Here is a 15,041-nt window from a genome sequence, read left to right as displayed (position 1 = left end):
CTCACACCCCGGCCGCGCCGCAGTGCCGGGCGATCACTCCCTCCTCATCGGCCGGGATCCGCAGCAGCTCGAACGGCCCCAGCCAGCCCAGCGCTTCCTCCAGCTCCCGCTTCAGGGCCCCATCGTGCTCGCCGATGCCGCCGGTGAGGGCGATCACATCGACCCCGCCGAGGCTGGCGGCCATGGCCCCGATGCCCTGCAGCAGCTGGTGGCGGAACACCGCGATCGCCAGCTCGGCACCGGCGTGGCCTTCGGCGGCGGCCCGGCGCAGGTCCTTCATGCTGGCGCTGAGCCCCGACAGACCCAGCAGCCCGCTCTCCTGCTGCAGCGCATGGTCGAGTTCCTCGGCCGTGACGCCCCGGCGCAGCTGGTGCAGCAGCAGGCCGGGATCGATGGAGCCGCTGCGGGTGGCCATCACCAGTCCCTCCAGGGGCGTGTAACCCATGGTGGTGGCGATGCTGCGGCCCCCCCGGATGGCGCAGAGGGAACAGCCGGCCCCGAGGTGGCAGCTGATCAGCAGCAGGTCTTCACCCCGGCGGGCCACGGTTTCGGCCACATGCTGGTGGTTGAGGCCGTGGAAGCCGAAGCGCCGCAGGCCCTCGGCGCGCCAGCGGGCCGGAATCGCGTAGGTGCGGGCGGCCGCCGGCAGGGTGCCGTGGAAGGCCGTGTCGAAGCAGGCCCACTGGGTGAGCCCGGGCTGCCAGCGGCTCAGCCAGTGCATCACCCGCAGGGCCGGACCGTTGTGCAGCGGCGCCAGCGGCACCAGCTCCTCCAGGACCGCGAGCACCGCGGCGTCGAGCTTGACCGGGGCCGTGAACCGCTCACCGCCGTGGACGACCCGGTGGCCGGCGACGGTCAGCCCGGCGACGCGGCCGGCCAGGGCGCCGGGCAGCCAGGCGTCCAGCACGGCCTCCAGGCGCTCCTCAGGGGCCGCCCCTTCCGCGGCGCCGACGCTCCAGCTGCGCTGGTCCCGCCAGAGGCTGTCCCCGGAGCGGCTGTGCACGGAGACCTTGAGGCTGGAGCTGCCGGCGTTGAGCACCAGCACCACGCCGGTCGCGGCGTCAGCCACCGCCGCCGTCGCCGGCTCCGTCATCCCTGCGCGGCAGCCGGTGGCGCCCAGCGCCAGTCGGTCACCTCCGGGGCATCGGTGCCGTGGGTGTGGGCGTAGGCCCGGTGGGAGAGGATCGCGTCCTGCATCCGTTCCTTCACGTGGGCGGCGCGGGAGCGCAGGAAGGGCACCCGGTTGACCACGTCGATGACCAGGTTGAAACGATCGATCTGGTTGTTCATCGCCAGTTCAAGGGGCGTGTTGATGTTGCCCTTCTCCTTGTATCCGCGCACGTGGATGTTGGCGTGGTTGGTGCGGCGATAGGTGAGCCGGTGGATCAGCCAGGGGTAGCCGTGGAAGTTGAAGATCACCGGACGGTCGGTGGTGAACAGGGTGTCGAAGTCCCGGTCGCTCAGACCATGGGGATGCTCGTTCGGCTCGGTGAGGGCAAACAGCTTGACCACGTTGATCACCCGGATGCGCAGCTTCGGGATCTCCCTGCGCAGGATCTCCACCGCCGCCAGCGTCTCCTTGGTGGGGATGTCGCCGGCGCAGGCCATGACCACGTCCGGTTCATCCAGCTCGGCGCCGCAGTCGTCGTTGCTGGCCCAGCCGACGATGCTCACCCCCTTGGCCACATGGCGCCGGGCCTGTTCCAGGGTGAAGTACTGCAGGTGCTTCTGCTTGTCGGAGACGATGATGTTGCAGACGTTCGTCTCCTGCAGGGCCTCCTCCGCCACCGCCAGCAGGCAGTTGGCGTCGGCCGGGAGGTACACCCGCACCACGTCGCCGCTCTTGTTGCCGGCCAGGTCGATGAAGCCGGGATCCTGGTGGGTGAAGCCGTTGTGGTCCTGGCGCCACACCGTGGAGGAGATCAGGCAGTTCCAGGGGCCGATCGGGGCCCGCCAGGGGGCATGCAGGAGGCAGGACTCCAGCCACTTGGCGTGCTGGTTGAACATCGAGGCGATCACATGGGCGAAGGCCTCGTAGGTGTGGAAGAAGCCGTAGCGCCCGGTGAGCAGGTACCCCTCCATCATCCCCACCAGGGTGTGCTCGCTGAGCATCTCCACCACCCGCCCGCTGCGGGCCAGTTCACTGCCGTTGAGGTCCTCCGGCAGGAATTCCTCCATCCAGACCTTCTTGCTCACTTCGTAGATGGCCTGCAGCCGGTTGGAGGCCGTTTCGTCAGGGCCGAACACCCGCATCGAATCGGGATTGGAGCCGATGATGTCGCGCAGCAGCTCGCCGAGGGGATGGGTGTTCTCCACCTGGGTGGTGCCGGGGGCCGCCACCTCCACGGCGTAGTCCTCCAGGGGGGGGAACTGCAGCTTGCGGCGCAGCAGGCCGCCGTTGGCGTGGGGGTTGGAGCCCATGCGCCGGTGCCCCTGGGGTGACAGCGCCTGCAGCTCCGGCCGCAGGGTGCCGTTCCCGTCGAACAGCTCCCAGGGCCGGTAGCTCTTCAGCCACTGCTCGAGCAGCTGCAGCTCCTCCGGATCGGTGTTCGGGCAGGCCAGGGGCACCTGGTGGGAGCGCCAGAACCCCTCCAGTTTCTTGCCGTGCAGGGAGGCCGGCCCGGTCCAGCCCTTGGGCGAGCGCAGCACGATCATCGGCCAGGCCGGGCGGACGGCCTCGCCGCTGCTGCGGGCCTCGGCGCGGATCTCGAGGATGCGCCCGATCGCCCGGTCCATGGCGGCCGCCATGGCCTGGTGCATCGCCATCGGTTCGTGGCCTTCGACGAAGATCGGCTCCCAGCCGTAGCCGCGCATCAGGCTGGCCAGCTCCTCGCGCGGAATCCGGGCCAGCAGGGTCGGGTTGGCGATCTTATAGCCGTTGAGGTGCAGCACCGGCAGCACCGCACCATCGTCGATGGGATTGAGGAATTTGTTGATGTGCCAGGAGGTGGCCAGGGGGCCGGTCTCCGCTTCGCCATCACCCACGCAGGCCAGGGCGATCAGGTCGGGGTTGTCGAACACCGCTCCGCAGGCGTGCGAGAGCACGTAGCCGAGTTCGCCGCCCTCGTGGATCGAACCGGGGGTTTCCGGGGTGCAGTGGCTGCCGATGTGGCCGGGGAAGGAGAACTGCTTGAAGAAGCGGCGCATCCCTTCGGTGTCCTGGCTCTTGTCCGGATACACCTCGCTGTAGCTGCCGTCGAGGTAGGTGGGGCCCAGCACGCCGGGGGCGCCGTGACCGGGCCCCGACAGGTAGATCATGTCGAGGTCGTGGCGGCGGATCACCCGGTTGGCATGGGCCCAGAGGAAGGCCTGGCCGGGGGAGGAGCCCCAGTGGCCCAGCAACCGGGCCTTGACGTGCTCATGGCGCAGCGGCTGGGCCAGTAACGGGTTGTCGCGCAGATAGATCATCCCGACGGCCAGATAGTTGGCGGCGCGCCACCAGGCATCGATCAGGGACAGCTCCTGCTCCAGTTCCGGCGTCATGGCCTGGGCCTCGAAGGGGGCCATCGTCGAGATGGTCATGGCCGTCGCATGCAGGGGGCTGTGACCTCAACTTTCGCCTGCCTTCGTAAAAAAGCAGGTAAATCAACCGCTCTCCTTTGGAGGGGTCAGGAATCCGACATGGACCGCCCTTAGGGGGTCGGGGCCAGGGGGGCGTTCCAGCACTTCACGGCCGGCAGGCCGCGGTAATCGGAGAGCACCGAGAGGGTGGCGGTGTCGAGCAGGAAATGGGCGCCGTGGCTGGGCGTCAGCCCGATCCAGCGGGCCATGAACACCCGCAGCAGATGGCCATGGGCGACCAGGGCCACCCGGCCGCCCTCCTGCCGCAGCCGGCCGATCACCCGGTCGACCCGCTCCCCCACCTGGGCCGGGCTCTCCCCGTCCGGACAGCCGTCGCGGAACACCATCCAGCCGGGACGCCGCGCCTGGATCTCCGCGGTCGTCAGACCTTCGTAGGCGCCGTAGTCCCACTCGACCAGATCGGGCTCGAGGCAGGCCTGGGCGGCCAGGCCCGCCAGTTCGCAGGTGCGCCGGGCCCGCTGCAGGGGGCTGCACAGCACCAGGGAGAAGGGGCTGGCCGCCAGCAGCGGCGCCAGGCTGCGGGCCGCCTCCTCCCCCCGCGCGGTGAGGGGGATGTCGGTGCTGCCAGTGTGCTGACCCGAGAGGCTCCATGCCGTCTCGCCATGGCGGATCAGGACCACCTCGACCGGGCCGGTGGGGGTGGCGGCTGGGCCGTTCTGAATCGTTGTCACGGAAGGGCTCCCGCGGGTTGACGTCGTGACGCTCACTTAAGCTCGACACCCCGGCCGGAGAGGTGATGAGGGTGGCCGCCGCTGACACCCGAACGCCATCTTGAGCCTCCCCGCCACGCCTCCTTCCCCCTCCGACGGCCCGGCCCGCGCCCAGTGTCCCTACTGCGGTGTGGGCTGCGGCCTGGAGATGAAGCCCCCCGCGGCCAGCGACGCCGGTGCGGCGATCTGGACGGCCCGCGGTGACCGCCACCACCCCTCCTCCCTGGGGCAGGTCTGCGTCAAGGGGGCCACCGTGGGGGAGACCCTGCACCGCAATCGCCTCACCACCCCGCTCTACCGGCCGCGCACCGACCAGCCCTTCGCGCCGATCGGCTGGGACCGGGCCTTCGACCTGATCGAGGCCCAGGTGCGCCGCACCCTGGCCGAGAAGGGCCCCGGAGGGATCGCCATGTACGGCTCGGGGCAGTTCCTCACCGAGGACTACTACGTCGCCAACAAGCTGATCAAGGGGGCGCTGGGCAGCAACAACTTCGATGCCAACTCGCGCCTGTGCATGAGTTCGGCCGTGTCCGGCTACGTGCGCAGCTTCGGCAGCGACGGCCCCCCCTGCTGCTACGACGATCTCGACCAGGCCGGCCTCGTGCTGCTGATCGGCACCAACACGGCCGCGTGCCATCCGGTGCTGTTCCAGCGGCTGCTGAAGCGCAGGCGCAAGCAGCAGCAGGACCTGCAGATCGTGGTGGTGGATCCGCGCGCCACCGCCACCAGCGATGCCGCCGACCTGCACCTGGCGATCCGCCCCGGCACCGACCTGGCCCTGCTGCATGGCCTCGGCCATCTGCTGCTGGAGCGGGGGGCGCTGGACCGGGCCTATGTGGCGGCGTCCACCGAGGGTTTCGAGGCGCTCGCGGAGCTCTGGGCGGGCTGGACGCCCGAGGCGGTGAGCCGGTTCTGCGGCATCGAGGAGCAGCTACTGCACCAGCTGGCCGACCGCTGGGCCGCCAGCAGCGGCGTGATGAGCCTCTGGTCGATGGGGGTGAACCAGAGCGTGGAGGGCACCGCCACCGTGGCGGGGATCATCAACCTGCACCTGGTGAGCGGCCAGATCGGCCGGCCCGGGGCGGGGCCCTTCTCCCTCACCGGCCAGCCCAATGCGATGGGGGGCCGGGAGGCCGGCGGCCTGGCCCGGCTGCTGCCGGGCTACCGCTCCGTCACCGACGCCGGCCACCGCAGCGAGATCGAGCAGCACTGGGGCCTGGCGCCGGGGAGCATCGCGCCGGCCTCGGGCCTCACCGTGTGGGAGCAGATCGAGGCGATGGAGCGGGGGGACCTGGGGCTCTGGTGGGTCGCGGCCACCAATCCGCTGGTGAGCCTGCCCTGGCTCGATCGGGTGCGGGCCGCCGTGGCCCGCTGCCCGCTGGTGGTGCTCAGCGAGGCTTACGCCGGCACCGAAACCGCCGCCATCGCCCACCTGGTGCTGCCGGCGGCGCAGTGGAGCGAAAAGGCCGGGGTGATGACCAATTCCGAGCGCCGCGTCACCTTCTGCCCGGCCTTCCGCACCCCCCCGGGGCAGGCCCGTCCCGACTGGGCGATCTTCGCCGAACTGGGCCGGCGCCTGGGGTTCGAGCAGCAGTTCCGCTACAGCTCCTCGGCCGAGGTGTTCGCCGAGTTCGCGGCCATCACGGCGGGCCGGGTGTGCGATCTGAGCGGCCTCAGCCATGGGCTGCTGCGGGAGCACGGTCCCCAGCAATGGCCCTTCCCCGCCGGCACGGCGCCCGGAGGCGGTGCCCCGCGTCTGCACACCTCCGGCCGTTTCCCCACCCCCTCCGGCCGGGCCCGGCTGATCAGCGAGCAGCCGATGGGCCTGGGCGAACCCACCGATGGCGCCTACCCCCTGGTGCTCACCGTGGGCCGCTATCTGGAGCAGTGGCACACCATGACCCGCACGGGCCAGGTCGAGCGGTTGCTGCGGCCCCACGCCGAGCCTTTGCTGGAGATCCATCCCGCCGACGCGCGAGCCCACGGACTGGTCGATGGCGGCCGGGCGGAGGTGCGCTCCCGAAGGGGCGCCGTGACGGCCCGGGTGTGCGTCACCGACCGCATCCGCCAGGGCACGCTGTTCCTGCCCATGCACTGGGGGGCGGCCCAGGAGCGGGCCTGCGAGGCCAACCGGCTGATGCATGCCCTCGGCTGCCCCATCTCCCAGCAGCCTGAGCTCAAGGCCGCCGCGGTGACCGTGCGTCCCTGCGAGCAGGCCCCGGGGGACTGAGCCCCTGCGGGGGGTGGCTCAGCGGTGGATCACTGGTCGTCGTGGGCGAAGCGGCGGTAGAGGAAGTCCAGGGCGTGGTTGCGGTAGTCGTAGTACTCCGGCATCTCCATCAGCTGGGCCCGCTGGCGGGGTCGGGGGAAGGGCAGCTCGAGGATCTCGCCGATGGTCGCCGCTGGGCCGTTGGTCATCATCACCACGCGGTCGGCCATGAACAGGGCCTCATCGATCGAGTGGGTGATCATCAGGACGGTCACCCGGTGCTCCCTCCAGATCCGCAGCAGCTCCTCCTGCAGCTCCTCCTTGGTGATCGGATCGAGGGCTCCGAAGGGTTCATCGAGGATCAGCACCTTGGGCTGCAGCGCCAGGGCCCGGGCGATCGAGACCCGCTGCTTCATCCCCCCCGACAGGCTGGCGGGACGCTTGTCGGCGGCCTCGCTCAGCCCCACCATCGCCAGATGGCTCTCCACGATCCGGTCGGTGTCGCCGCTGCGCCGCAGATGGGGGAAAACGTTGTTCACCGCAAGGGCCACGTTCTCGGCGGCCGACATCCAGGGCAGCAGCGAGTAGTTCTGGAACACCACCATCCGGTCCGGCCCCGGCTCCCGGATCGGCACCGACTGCAGGCGCACCTCACCGCTGGTGGGCTGGCCGAAGCCGGAGACCAGGTCGAGCAGGGTGGATTTGCCGCAGCCGGAATGGCCGATCACGCAGACGAACTCCCCTTCGGCCACCTCCAGGCTGATGTTGTCGAGCACGGTGTAGGGCCCGTTGGGGGTGGGATACACCTTGCTGACCCCATCGATCACCAGGAACGGTTCAGCGACGCCGGCGGTGCTGGGCTGTGGCAACGTCTGGGTCTGCATGCGATCGGAGCGTGGGGAGGGACAGGAGGGGAAGGGGCGTCAGCGGCGGGCCGGGGCGGGCAGCGGGGGGTCCGGGACCCGCACCGGCGCTGGCGGCAGGGGCGCCGGGGCCACCGTCACCGGACCCTTGACGCGCAGGCGTTCGAGGTAGGCGAGGGGATTGAGCGGGTCGAGAGGATCACCATCGAACGCCGACACCACCGCCACCGGTGACAGGGGGCGCTCGGCGGCCGGCAGCCCCAGGGCGGCCGCCGCGCTCCGGAACAGGGCCCGATCCTGCACGCGCTCGGTCACCTCCTGCCAGTTGCTGGGGAAGCTGGCCAGGCCCCAGCGGCCGAGCTGGCAGAGGATCCAGACCGCCTCCGCCGGGTTGGGCTCGTTGACCTCGGGGCCGTAGAAGCGGTTGAAGGACGGCATGGCGGCGGGCGCGCCGGTGCCGCGGTCGTAGGCATCGACGAGACCAGGCCGGAGCATGGCCCCATCCGTGCCCACGTACTGGCTCTGGGAGAGCAGCTCCACCAGGTCGCCGCGGTGGGCCGGGTCCTCGCAGTAACGGCAGGCCTCCAGCAGGGCCTGCACCAGGGCCCGGTGGGTGCGGGGGTAGGCGGCCGCCCAGGCCTCCTTCACCCCCAGCACCTTCTCACCGTGGCCGTTCCACAGCTCCACATCCGTGGCGATCACCGTGCCGAGGCCCTCCTGGACGGCGCGGGAGTTCCAGGGTTCGCCGACGCAATAGCCATCGATGGTGCCCGCCTTGAGGGCGGCCACCATCTGGGGCGGCGGGATCACCAGCAGTTCCACGTCACGGTCGGGGTGGATCCCCGCCGAGGCCAGCCAGGCCCGCAGCATCAGGTTGTGCATCGAGGCCGGGTGCACCACGGCCAGCACCGGCCTGGACTCGGGGTGGGCGCCGATCCAGGCCTTGAAGTCGGCCAGGGTGTTCACCCCGGCGTCGTGGAAGCGGCGGTGCAGGGTGATGGCATTGCCGTTGCAGCTGAGGGTGAGGGCACTCACCATCGCCAGGGGCGGTTGGCCACCGCAGCCGAGGGTCATGGCGATCGGCATCCCCGCCACCATCAGGGCACCGTCCAGAACGCCCTGGCGCACGTGGGTCTCGAGGGTTTTCCAGTTGCTCTCCCGCCGCAGCTGCACCTGGGTCAGGCCGTGCCGGGCGAAGAACCCCTTCTCCTGGGCCACCACCAGGGGCAGGCAGTCGGTGAGGGGAATGAAGCCCAGCTCCAGGTTCACCTTCTCGAGTCCGTCGGCGGCGATGGCCTCGGCGGGCTTGAGCCGCTGCTGCCGGGCCCGACGCTGGTCTGAGAGGAAGCCGACGATCTCGGCCCGCAGCCCGTAGTAGCGCGGGTGCTCCACCGTGCCCAGCTGGGTGCGGGGCCGGGGCAGGGGCACTTCGAGGATCTGATCGATGTGGGCCTCGGGGCCGTTGGTCATCAGCACCACCCGGTCGGAGAGCAGCAGGGCCTCGTCGACGTCGTGGGTGACCATCAGGGCGGTGACCTTCGCCTCCTGGCAGATCCGCATCAGCTGCTCCTGCAGGTTGCCCCGGGTGAGCGCGTCGAGGGCCCCGAAGGGTTCATCGAGGAGGAGGAGTTTCGGGCGCAGGGCCAGGGCGCGGGCGATGGCAACCCGCTGCTTCATTCCGCCGGAGATCTCCCGGGGGTACTTGTCGGCGGCGGCCTTCAGGCCCACCAGCTGGATGTGGTGCTCGATGAGGGCGTCCCGCTCCCGGCGGTCGCTGGCGGTGATCACGTTGTCCACACCCAGGGCGATGTTCTGGCGCACCGTGAGCCAGGGCAGCAGCGAGTAGTTCTGGAACACCACCATCCGGTCGGGCCCCGGATCGGTGACCTGCCGGCCGCTCATCAGGATGCCGCCCTGGGTGGCGGTGGTGAGGCCGGCCAGCAGGTTGAGCAGGGTGGACTTGCCGCAGCCGGAGTGGCCGATGAGGGAGATGAACTCGCCCTCGGCGATATCCAGGAAGATGTCCCTGAGGGCCACATACTCCCCCCCGCCGGGCAGGGGGAAGGCCTGGGTGACGTGGTCGACGGTGAACAGGGCGGCCATGGTCAGGCGGCTCCCTTGCTGAGCTTGCGCCCGGCGAAGGCCACCAGGCGATCGAGCAGCAGGCCGACAAGACCCACATAGATGATGGCCAGCACGATCTCACTGGAGCTGCCATCTCCCCCTGAGTTGTAGGCATCCCAGATGAAATAGCCGATGCCGCCGTCGGCCTTGAGCATTTCGGCGGCCACGATCGCCAGCCAGGCCAGGCCGACGGCGATGCGCAGGCCCGCAAACACGAAAGGTACGGTGGCCGGGATGACGATGTCCCTGATGTAGGCCCCTTTCCGCAGCTTCAGCACCCGGGCGACGTTGATGTAGTCCTCGGGGATCTCACGGATGCCGATGGCTGTGTTGATGATGATCGGCCAGATGGCCGTGATGAAGATCACGAAGACGGCGGAGACGGTGGAATCCTGGAACACCATCAGGGCGATCGGGAACCAGGCCAGGGGCGGCACGGTGCGCAGCACCTGGATCACGGGATCAAAGCCCTTGCCAAGGAAGCGGCTCATTCCCAGGAGGCCACCGATGGTGATTCCCACCACCGCGGCCAGCCCGTAGCCCATCGCCACCCGCTGCAGCGAGATCAGGATCTGCCAGGCCAGGCCTTTGCTGGTGCCCCCATCATCGAAGAAGGGATGGATGATGTAGGGGTCCCACGTGTCGACGACGACATTGATGGGTCCCGGCAGGCGGGCGACTCCCAGGATCAGCGACAGCAGCTGCCACAGCACCAGAAAGGCGCCGATGCAGATCAGATAGGGAGACACCCGGGACACCCAGATCGGCGTGATCCTTCGGGAACGTTGGTGGGGTGCTGCTGCGCTGAGGGCCATGGGGAATGGGTGGGGAATGGCAACGGGGGCAAGGGAAGCTGGGGCTTCCGCGTCAGGACATGGCCTTGATCTTCAGGGCGTCCAGGTAGGCCTTCGGATTTTCCGGGTCGAAGACGACACCGTCGAAGAAGGTTTCCTTGCCACGGGAATCACTGGCGGGAATCGCCTTCTCCTGGCCGATCGCCTTGGCCGCCTCCTTCCAGAGATCGGCCCGGTTCACCTGGTTCACGAGGGCGTCGACGTCGGTGCTGGCGGGGAGGTAGCCCCAGCGCATGTCCTCGATCACGAACCACTGGTCGTGGCTCTTGAACGGGAAGGAGGCGTTCTCGCTCCAGAAGCGCATCCGGTAGGGGCTGTCGGTCACCATGCGACCGTCGCCGGCATCGAAGGTGCCGGCGAGGCGGGGTTTGATGTCGGCCACCGACGCCTTGAAATACCTGTCCTTCGAGGTGATCTCACAGAGCTCGTCGAGATTGGCGGGGTCCTCGCACCACATCTGCGCTTCCAGCACCGCCATCAGCAGGGCCTTGGTGGCCTTGGGATTCTTGGCGACCCAGTCGGCGCGCATCGAGAAGGACTTCTCCGGGTGGAACTTCCAGAGTTCACCCGTTTCGGCCGCCGTGTAGCCCAGCTTCTTGTTGACCAGCCGCTGGTTCCAGGGCTCGCCGACGCAGAAGGTGTCCATGGTGCCGGTCTGCATGTTGGCCACCATCTGGGGCGGGGGCACCACCACCAGGTCGGCGTCCTTGTTGGGGTCGATGCCGTTGGCGGCCAGCCAGTACCGCATCCACAGGTCGTGGGTGCCGCCGGGGAAGGTGACGGCCGCCTTGAACTTCCGGCCGGTCTTGGCCGTGGCGGCCACGGCGTCGGCGAGGCCGGCCTTGTTGTCGATGGTGAGCTTGTTGGCCAGGAAGTCCTTGGAGACCGACAGACCCTGGCCCTGCAGATTCAGCCGGGCCAGGGTGGCCATCGGCAGCGGCTGCTGGCTCTTGGTGATCTTGCCCGCCGCCAGCAGCAGGGGCATCGGCGTGAGGATGTGGGCGCCATCGATGCCGCCGCCGCCGCCGCCCAGTTCCAGGTTGTCGCGGGTGACGGCCCAGGAGGTCTGCTTCATCACCTTCACCTCCGGCATGCCGTGCTTGGCGAAGAAGCCCTTCTCCTTGGCGATGATCAGCGGGGCGGCATCGGTGAGGGCGATGAAGCCGAGGGACACACCGGTGACCTCGGGCGCATCGGCGCCACCGGCGGCCGGAGCGGCGGCGGGGGTGGCGACCTCCTTCTTGCCGCCACAGGCACTCAGCCAGATGGCGCCTGCCGTGGTGCCGGCAGCGGTGATCAGGAACTTGCGACGGGAAAGGTTGGACATGAAGCCTGAAGGGGAGCCAGGAAGGACCGGAGGGATGCACCGTGAGGTGCATGGGTTCTCAGGACGGGCTCCACAACGAAGCGCACCGTGCTGGCGAAAAGTGGGGTGGCTGGCGCGCAGGCTGACCAGTCAGCTCTCAAAAGACCACGCCGGCGGCCCCCACCAGGGTCGCGTCGGTTACCGATTCGGATCTTCGAGCGGCGGGTCTCCGTTCTCGGGTGCCGCCAGCTGGCGGCGCAGCCGTTCGCCGCTGCGGGCCATCAGCAGCGCCGTGGCCTGCTCAAGGGCGTCCTCGAGGTGCTCGAAGCGTCCGGCGAACCAGAGGTAGGCCGCCACGTTCCAGCGCAGCGCCGGCACCAGGGCCCCTTCGCCCCGGAGGGCCTCCAGGGCCTGGGTCCGCCAGACCTCCAGTCCCTGCCACGGCACCTCCGCGCTGGTGATGCCGTGGTCGCGGGGGTGGAGCAGGATCCGCTCGGTGGCTCCCCGGCGCACCCGGGCGGTGATGCCGGCGCGGGAGGTGGGCAGGTCGGTGGAGCCCTCCAGGCCCTTCACCGTCAGCAGGTCGGTCTCGCCGCAGTCCTGCAGGGCCTGCCAGGCGCGGGTCTCGGTGGGGGGATGGACGAAGCCGCTCACCAGCAGGTGCTCCCCGCGGTGCGGTGTCCAGAGCAGCTCCAGGCTGGCCACCGGGGGGCGTTTGCCGATGGCGTCCCGCACCGGCACCAGTCGCTCGGCCCAGGGGAAATGGTCGGGCTGGTGGGTGAGGGCCAGCCCATGGCGGTCGAGGCGCTGTTGGACCTCTCTCAGCGGCAGGCCGGTCGAAGGGATGCCGATCGCCTCGAACAACTCGGCCAGGGTGACGCCGAACTTCACCGGCATCGGGTCGCCGCCGTGCAGCACCACCGGCACGTCGTCGCTGGCCAGCACCAGGGCCACCAGGGGCAGCAGGGGGGCGGTGCGGCTACGGCCGTCGTAGGGCACCCCGAAGCACAGCGGCTGCCGGCCGGGTGTTTCCAGCACCGGGCCGTGGCGTCGGTAGCTGTCGAGCATGCCGGAGAGCTCGGTGGGGTGGGGGCGACGGATGCGGTGGGCGATCAGGAAGGCCCCCATCTGGGCGCCATCGACCAGTCCCTGGAGCATTAGGTCCATCGCCTCAGCAGCCTCCTGCCGATCCAGGCCGGTGCTGGTGTGTTCGCCGCTTCCCACCTTGCCGATCAGCTCACGGAAGCGCGCCCGCTCGGGGCCGAGCGCCCGCAGGCGCACCTGACGGCGATCCTCCGCACCGTGCAGCGGCTGGGCCGTCCCCGGCGGGGAGGCGTCAGGTCCCGGACCTGCCGGTTCTGGTAACAGTGACGACATGGGTGGACGGTTCCATGCCGGAAACTAAAGCCTTCCTGATCGGTGGGTTCGCGCAGCTTTCTCCGGCGCTCCCCGACACAACGATCCTTCCGGACGACGCAGCTCTCATCGGCGTCCCGGGTTCCCGTCTCGCCTGACCGGCTTGAGACGTGCTCCCCAAGCCCCGCTTCCGCCCACCTGCCTGGCAGGACTCCTCCGCATGGCCGGCCATGCGGACCGCCGCTTTCGCATGAACAGCACCGACACCAGCGTTGTCAACGACACCGCCAGCCCCACCCCCGACCGCTCTTCCAACGACGGTTCCGCCCTGCCGCCGGAGGGCCTCAGCAAGGTCGAACGGGCCAAAGCGGAGCTCTGCGGCCTCGACCTGGCCCCCAGGCTGGCGGAACTGGCCGCGGCGGGCTGGGAGTCCCTCGATGAGGCCACCCTGACGATCCGCCTCAAGTGGCTGGGGATCTTCTTCCGTCCCGTCACCCCCGGCCGCTTCATGGTGCGGCTGCGGCTGCCCAACGGCGTCCTCCTTGCCGACCAGCTGGAGCTGCTGGCCGACGCCGTCGACCGCTGCGGCGAACACGGCAGCGCCGACATCACCACCCGCCAGAACCTGCAGCTGCGCGGCCTGCTGCTGGAGGACATGCCTCCCCTGCTGGAGGGGATGGAGCGGGTCGGCCTCACCAGCCGCCAGTCGGGCCACGACAACCCCCGCAACATCACCGGCAACCCCCTGGCGGGCCTCGACCCGGAGGAGCTGATCGACACCCGGCCGCTGGTGGCGGCGATCCAGGCCCGCCTCCTGGCTGATGACGGCCCCCGCAACCTGCCCCGCAAGTTCAACGTGGCGGTGGGCGGGGCCCCCGACAGCTTCCTGCTCCACAACGACCTCGCCTTCCTGCCGGCGCCCCATCCCCAGGATCCGGCCGCGCCGCTGGGCTTCACGGTGATGGTGGGCGGCTTCTTCTCGGCCCAGCGCAACGAACTGGCCGTGCCTCTCGGCCTGTGGCTGCGGCCCGACCAGCTGCCCGACTTCACCCTGGCCCTGCTGCGGCACTACGACGCCCACGGCAACCGGGTCCAGCGCAACAAAAGCCGGCTGATGTATCTGATCGATGGGCTGGGGCTGGCGGCCTATCGCGATGCCGTGGTGGCGGCCTACCGGGAGCTGGCCGGGGCGTCGGCGCAGGCGCCCCTGCCCCATGACGGCCGCCATCTGGTGGTGCGGCCCCCCCGCGACGGGCTGGGATTCCAGCCCCAGAAGCAGGCGGGCCTCCACTGGGCGGGGCTGCACGTGCCGATGGGGCGGCTCGATGCCGCTTCGATGCTGGAGCTGGCCCGCCTGGCCCGCGCCTACGGCAGCGGTGAGCTGCGCCTCACCGAGGCCCAGAACGTGCTGATCGTGAATGTGCCGGCCGATCGCCTGGCGGCCCTGGGGGCCGAACCCCTGCTGGCACGGTTCCGGCTGGAGCCCGGTGCCCTCCAGGCTGAAGCGGTCAGCTGCACCGGCAGCCGGTACTGCAGCTTTGCCCTGATCCCCACCAAGCGCACCGCCCAGACGGTGATCGACGAACTGGAGCGCCGGCTGGAGCTGCCCGAGGCCGTGCGCAGCCACTGGACCGGTTGCCCCAACGCCTGCGGCCAGCCCTACATGGGCCAGATCGGCCTGATGGGGGCCAAGGCCCGCCAGGACGGCCAGATGGTGGAGGCGGCCAAGATCTTCCTGGGGGGCCGCCTGGACAGCGACCCGCAGCTGGCCGAGCTGCACGGGAAGGCCGTGCCCCTCTCCGAGCTCCCGGACGTGCTGGAGGGGTTGCTGGTGGAGCGCTTCGGTGCCCGGCGGCGGGCGGCGCCGTGAGTGCCCCATGACGGCCGCTTGCGGCCCGTGGGATCCCCGGCAGCTGCCGGCCGGCGGCAGCCCCGAGCGCTGGCCCTGGCTGCAGGGCCTGCGGCGGGCCCGGGACCTCGACCTGGAGCCCTGGCTCCAGGCGGTGGAGGCGGGAGCGCTGCGGCCCGACGCCGACC

The 15,041-nt window shown here is 70.2% G+C and carries 10 protein-coding genes; 2 read left to right on the top strand and 8 right to left on the bottom strand.

Annotation, left to right across the window (positions count from 1 at the left end; all coding sequences use genetic code 11):
- Position 1 precedes the first annotated feature (1 nt).
- The 3 genes from KBY81_RS07195 to KBY81_RS07185 all read right to left on the bottom strand — a co-directional run bounded on the left by KBY81_RS07195 (position 2) and on the right by KBY81_RS07185 (position 4,253).
- Complete coding sequence (locus tag KBY81_RS07195) at positions 2–1,093, bottom strand: acetate/propionate family kinase (RefSeq protein ID WP_254976079.1); 1,092 nt, start codon at positions 1,091–1,093, stop codon at positions 2–4.
- Positions 1,090–3,522 carry a phosphoketolase gene (locus KBY81_RS07190; protein WP_181279975.1) on the bottom strand — a complete coding sequence of 811 codons (2,433 nt, stop codon included), beginning with the start codon at positions 3,520–3,522 and terminating at the stop codon, positions 1,090–1,092. The genes KBY81_RS07195 and KBY81_RS07190 overlap by 4 nt, the downstream gene beginning before the upstream one ends.
- 110 nt (positions 3,523–3,632) lie before the next feature.
- A complete protein-coding gene (locus KBY81_RS07185) occupies positions 3,633–4,253 on the bottom strand; it encodes a histidine phosphatase family protein (protein WP_106219708.1) in 621 nt (206 codons plus the stop codon).
- A 100-nt stretch (positions 4,254–4,353) separates the two neighbouring features.
- On the opposite strand from KBY81_RS07185, the gene KBY81_RS07180 reads away from it, so the two are divergent.
- The gene (locus tag KBY81_RS07180; protein WP_254976078.1) at positions 4,354–6,522 is read left to right on the top strand and encodes a molybdopterin oxidoreductase family protein; all 2,169 of its coding nucleotides are present in this window, start codon (positions 4,354–4,356) and stop codon (positions 6,520–6,522) included.
- Positions 6,523–6,551: 29 nt separating this feature from the next.
- On the opposite strand, the gene KBY81_RS07175 is transcribed toward KBY81_RS07180, so the two are convergent.
- The 5 genes from KBY81_RS07175 to KBY81_RS07155 all read right to left on the bottom strand — a co-directional run bounded on the left by KBY81_RS07175 (position 6,552) and on the right by KBY81_RS07155 (position 13,025).
- On the bottom strand, positions 6,552–7,385 hold the full coding sequence (locus tag KBY81_RS07175; RefSeq protein WP_254972034.1) for an ABC transporter ATP-binding protein: 834 nt from the start codon (positions 7,383–7,385) through the stop codon (positions 6,552–6,554).
- A 39-nt stretch (positions 7,386–7,424) separates the two neighbouring features.
- Positions 7,425–9,467 (bottom strand): nitrate ABC transporter ATP-binding protein, encoded by a 2,043-nt coding sequence (locus KBY81_RS07170; protein ID WP_254976077.1) that lies wholly within the window; start codon positions 9,465–9,467, stop codon positions 7,425–7,427.
- Positions 9,468–9,469: 2 nt separating this feature from the next.
- A complete protein-coding gene (gene ntrB / locus KBY81_RS07165) occupies positions 9,470–10,303 on the bottom strand; it encodes a nitrate ABC transporter permease (protein WP_106219704.1) in 834 nt (277 codons plus the stop codon).
- Between the two features lie 52 nt (positions 10,304–10,355).
- Positions 10,356–11,669 carry a CmpA/NrtA family ABC transporter substrate-binding protein gene (locus tag KBY81_RS07160; RefSeq protein ID WP_254976076.1) on the bottom strand — a complete coding sequence of 438 codons (1,314 nt, stop codon included), beginning with the start codon at positions 11,667–11,669 and terminating at the stop codon, positions 10,356–10,358.
- Between the two features lie 177 nt (positions 11,670–11,846).
- Positions 11,847–13,025 (bottom strand): anthranilate phosphoribosyltransferase, encoded by a 1,179-nt coding sequence (locus tag KBY81_RS07155; protein ID WP_254976075.1) that lies wholly within the window; start codon positions 13,023–13,025, stop codon positions 11,847–11,849.
- Between the two features lie 229 nt (positions 13,026–13,254).
- Between KBY81_RS07155 and KBY81_RS07150 the strand changes: the two genes are divergently transcribed.
- Positions 13,255–14,874, top strand: a complete 1,620-nt coding sequence (locus KBY81_RS07150; protein WP_254976074.1) for a ferredoxin--nitrite reductase — start codon at positions 13,255–13,257, stop codon at positions 14,872–14,874.
- Positions 14,875–15,041 lie beyond the last annotated feature (167 nt).

It is taken from the genome of Cyanobium sp. Lug-B (assembly GCF_024345635.1).
Taxonomy (GTDB): Bacteria; Cyanobacteriota; Cyanobacteriia; order PCC-6307; family Cyanobiaceae; genus Cyanobium; species Cyanobium minutissimum.
This window is presented reverse-complemented; position numbering and strand designations above follow the sequence as displayed.

Coding starts and splice junctions, on each gene's coding strand:
- KBY81_RS07195 (WP_254976079.1), bottom strand. CDS start 1,093: ATGACGGAGCCGGCGACGGCGGCGGTGGCTGACGCCGCGACCGGCGTG.
- KBY81_RS07190 (WP_181279975.1), bottom strand. CDS start 3,522: ATGACCATCTCGACGATGGCCCCCTTCGAGGCCCAGGCCATGACGCCG.
- KBY81_RS07175 (WP_254972034.1), bottom strand. CDS start 7,385: ATGCAGACCCAGACGTTGCCACAGCCCAGCACCGCCGGCGTCGCTGAA.
- KBY81_RS07170 (WP_254976077.1), bottom strand. CDS start 9,467: ATGGCCGCCCTGTTCACCGTCGACCACGTCACCCAGGCCTTCCCCCTG.
- ntrB (WP_106219704.1), bottom strand. CDS start 10,303: ATGGCCCTCAGCGCAGCAGCACCCCACCAACGTTCCCGAAGGATCACG.
- KBY81_RS07160 (WP_254976076.1), bottom strand. CDS start 11,669: ATGTCCAACCTTTCCCGTCGCAAGTTCCTGATCACCGCTGCCGGCACC.
- KBY81_RS07155 (WP_254976075.1), bottom strand. CDS start 13,025: ATGTCGTCACTGTTACCAGAACCGGCAGGTCCGGGACCTGACGCCTCC.
- KBY81_RS07150 (WP_254976074.1), top strand. CDS start 13,255: ATGAACAGCACCGACACCAGCGTTGTCAACGACACCGCCAGCCCCACC.